This is a genomic window from Bradyrhizobium sp. STM 3809 (genome assembly GCF_000239795.1).
Classification (GTDB): domain Bacteria; phylum Pseudomonadota; class Alphaproteobacteria; order Rhizobiales; family Xanthobacteraceae; genus Bradyrhizobium.
Genome location: NZ_CAFJ01000737.1, coordinates 1 through 3,477 on the forward strand (window position 1 = coordinate 1; position 3,477 = coordinate 3,477).

A 3,477-nucleotide genomic window follows, 5' to 3' on the forward strand; every position below is an offset into this window, starting at 1 on the left:
GGGGCCCCGCCGCCGCCGACGTCGCCTCCGGCGGCTGCGCCCAACCAGGGCGTGCTGTCGCTGTCGGCGCGCTTCGGCAAGGATCTGCCCAACATCAATGGCGGCCTGGTCTGGCGGGTGTTCGCCGACCGGCCCGATGAGACCGGCGCCTTCAAGATGCTGCGCGAGGACCGCGGCGCCACGCCGAACATCGTGCTGCCGCCGGGCAACTACGTCGTCCACGTCGCGCTCGGCCTCGTCAGCGCGGTCCGCACGGTGAACCTGAAGGCCGAGACCGACCGCGAATCGTTCCTGCTTCCGGCCGGCGGCCTGCGCCTCGAGGGCCGGGTGGGCAGCAGCAAGATCCCGCAGAACCAGATCTCGTTCGCGATCTACAAGGGCAGCCAGTTCGACGGCCGCGAGCGCGCGCCGATCGTGCCCAACGTCGCCGCCGGCGATATCCTGATGCTGCCGGAGGGCACCTATTACATCGTCTCCAACTATGGCGATGCCAACTCGGTGGTCCGCTCCGACATCCGCGTCCAGGCCAGCAAGCTCACGGACGTCACGATCACGCATCGGGCCGCGGTCATCACCCTCAAGCTCGTCTCCGACAAGGGCGGCGAGGCGCTCGCCAACACCGCCTGGTCGGTCATCAACCCCGGCGGCGACGTGATCAAGGAATCCGTCGGCGCCTTCCCAAAGGTGGTTCTGTCCGAAGGCGACTACCGCGCCATCGCCAAATACGAAGGCAAGGTGTTCGAGCGCTCCTTCAACGTCGTCAACGGCGTCGACGGCGAAGTCGAGGTGCTGGCGCGCTAGCCGCAGAGCAGGCGCCGTAGGATGGGCAAAGCAGCCGCCGCCATGCGGCGGTCGCGTGTCCACCATGAATCAGCAGACGTGGCAGTCAGGTGGCGGGCATGGCGCCGTTGCGATCGCGCGCGCGGCGATCGCCGGGCCAACCCGACAATCGACTCTCTCCCCCATGGATGAGAGCCAGCGATCGGGAGAGGCGCATGCACGTGTCCGAAATCATCCGCCGCGCAATCGAAATCGGGGAGCGCAAGGGCTGGGTCACGTTCGATGAGCTCAACGCCATCTGTGCGGGCAGCACCGTCGCGCCCGAGGACATCGAGCGGGTCATGCAGGCACTCAGCGACGCCGAGATCCGCGTGGAGGAAGACTAGCACGATCGTGGAGTTTCTGCCTCGACGGCGTTTGATCACCGGTGTTGTCCCGGCGAACGCCAGGAACCATACCGCGGACGCTGCCGAGGGACGTTGCTATTGGCGGCCTGCCTCATGACGGCCGGTGGTTATGGGTCCCGGCTCAAGGCCGGGACGACAGCGGAGTGTGTCGCAAGGCCGCGCGCAATCACCGGCGTTGTCCGGGCGAACGCCGGGACCCATCCGCGGACGCGATCGAGAGGCGTTGCTATCAGTGACCTTCCTGATCGCGGCCGGTGCCACGTGCAGGAGAAGGCGGCGAGCCTGTTAGACAGGCCTAGGCCGAGCGAGTCCCCGGTGGTGGTGGCGGCGGTCCCGACTGTCCGTCGTCACGTCCTCGGCCATGCAGGAGTCCGGTCCCGGCCAGCGTCAAGACCCGGCGGATGATGTCCTCGAGGTCGCCGTCGCGGACAATCTGGCGATCCACGAGAAGGAGACCGAGACCGTGCACGAGCGCCCATAGAAACAATCCGGCAATCGGCAGCTCCGACGCCGGCAGGCGCTGCTCGAGGCCCGCTTTCATGATGTCGTAGCTGCGCTCCCGTAGCGCGCGGATCGCCGCGCTGTGCTGTGAGACCGCCGGGAAGCCCTCGCCGAACATCAGGCGGTAGAGCGCGGGATTGGCGCGCACGAACGCGATATAGGCCTCGCCATAGGTCAGGAGTGAGCCGCTCGGGTTCGCAGGCGCGGCGGCGAGGCATGTGGCGAGTTCGGCCGCGCCTTGCTCGGCGAGGCCGAGCGCGATGGCGTCGCGGCTCGGAAAATGATGATAGGCCGACGGCGCCGACACACCGACCCGGCGCGAGATCTCGCGCAGGCCGAGGAAGGACGGGCCGCGCTCCTCCAGCACCTCGCGCGCCGCGGTCAGCAGCGCGTTGCGCAAGTCGCCATGATGATAGCTCTTCCGCGGCTTCTTCGCTGGCCTCGGCATGCGTTTGATCCCGGTCAAATCTTTACAGTGTTAGGATTATGCGCTATGGTGCCTTCATGCGCAACCGGATGAATTGGTTGGAAGAGGGACGATCGTCATGCAGATGGGGCAGCCCAGCCGGACCGCATGGGGAGCAGCGATCCTCCGCGCCGCGCATCAGACAGTCGACGGCGCCGGCATCTTTGCCGATCCGTTCGCCCGTTTGCTGCTCGGCGACGAGGCCGATCCGCTGATCGCGGCAGCGGTCGCGGACGGGACCAAGCAGCAGCTGAGGCGCTTCATCGCCGCGCGCAGCCGTTTCGCCGAGGATGCCCTGGCCGCGGCCGTCGCCCGCGGCGTCCGGCAGGTCGCGATCATCGGCGCCGGCCTCGATACGTTCAGTCTGCGCAATCCGCACCCGCGGCTGCGTGTGTTCGAGGTCGACCATCCGGCCACACAGGCCTGGAAGCGGCAGCGCATCGCCGCCGCCGGCCTCGCTTTGCCCGCCTCGCTGATCTTCGTGCCGGTCGATTTCGAACGGCAGCGCCTCGGCGATGCGTTGGCTGCCGCCGGCTTCCGAACGGACGAGCCCGCCTTCTTTCCCTGGCTCGGGGTCGTGCCCTATCTCAGGCGCGAGTCGATCGTGGCGGTGCTGCAATTCATGGCCAGCGTGCCCGGTGCGGAGGTCGTGTTCGACTACACCGAGCCGCTCGACAACTACGCTCCGGCGCGGCGCGCCCATGTCGAAGCGCTCGCCGCGCGCACCGCTGCGATCGGCGAACCCTGGCTGAGCCGCTTCGATCCTTCCGACCTTGGCCGTGAACTACGCACATGCGGCTTCGATGAGATCGAGGATTTCGGCCTCGCCGAGATCGTCGGCCGCTATCTCGGCGCTCCCGTCGGCGGCGGTGCGAGAGAGGCCGGACCGCATGTCGTGCACGCGCGGCGCGTTGCGTAGGATGGGACGTTGGCCCCCTTTGTCGGGGCGATCGTGTTCGATCCACAGCCTATGCTCTGCGCATCTGCCCGTCGGGTTACTTTGTCGCACTCATTGGTCCTTGCCTCGTCGGGCAAATCAGATCGATCTTTTCGCGCATCCCGCCCCGGGATGAGGGGCGTATCGCGGTCGTCACGGCACGCGGGGCGGGGAGCGGTGGGCGTGGTGGATCGCAGCGCGGGTTGCTCGCGCCGACGAACGATCCGTCACGCACGGTCAAGTCGCGCGGTCCTGATATCCCGAAGCTGATATCACCCGTGCAATGCGCGCGAGCGCATTGTCACGGCATGGTGGCCAGAAAGCCCGGCGCACCAGGGAGAACGCGAAGCAGCCGCTAAAGCCATCGCGCAGGGAGGGCCGGAGTT

Annotated in this window: 4 protein-coding genes; 3 read left to right on the forward strand and 1 reads right to left on the reverse strand. The window is 67.6% G+C overall.

The genetic code is table 11. The features are described 5' to 3' along the window. Both BRAS3809_RS31560 and BRAS3809_RS31565 read left to right on the forward strand, forming a co-directional pair. Positions 1-801: RgsD C-terminal domain-containing protein (locus BRAS3809_RS31560; RefSeq protein WP_035659824.1), on the forward strand; the 801-nt coding region annotated here is incomplete at its 5' end. A gap of 194 nt (positions 802-995) precedes the next feature. Then, a complete protein-coding gene (locus BRAS3809_RS31565; RefSeq protein ID WP_008966071.1) occupies positions 996-1,166 on the forward strand; it encodes an RNA polymerase sigma factor region1.1 domain-containing protein in 171 nt (56 codons plus the stop codon). 316 nt (positions 1,167-1,482) lie between these two features. On the opposite strand, the gene BRAS3809_RS31570 is transcribed toward BRAS3809_RS31565, so the two are convergent. Beyond that, on the reverse strand, positions 1,483-2,136 hold the full coding sequence (locus tag BRAS3809_RS31570; RefSeq protein WP_008966072.1) for a TetR/AcrR family transcriptional regulator: 654 nt from the start codon (positions 2,134-2,136) through the stop codon (positions 1,483-1,485). 97 nt (positions 2,137-2,233) lie between these two features. On the opposite strand from BRAS3809_RS31570, the gene BRAS3809_RS31575 reads away from it, so the two are divergent. Next, positions 2,234-3,073, forward strand: a complete 840-nt coding sequence (locus tag BRAS3809_RS31575; protein WP_008966073.1) for a class I SAM-dependent methyltransferase — start codon at positions 2,234-2,236, stop codon at positions 3,071-3,073. The last annotated feature ends 404 nt before the right edge of the window (positions 3,074-3,477 follow it).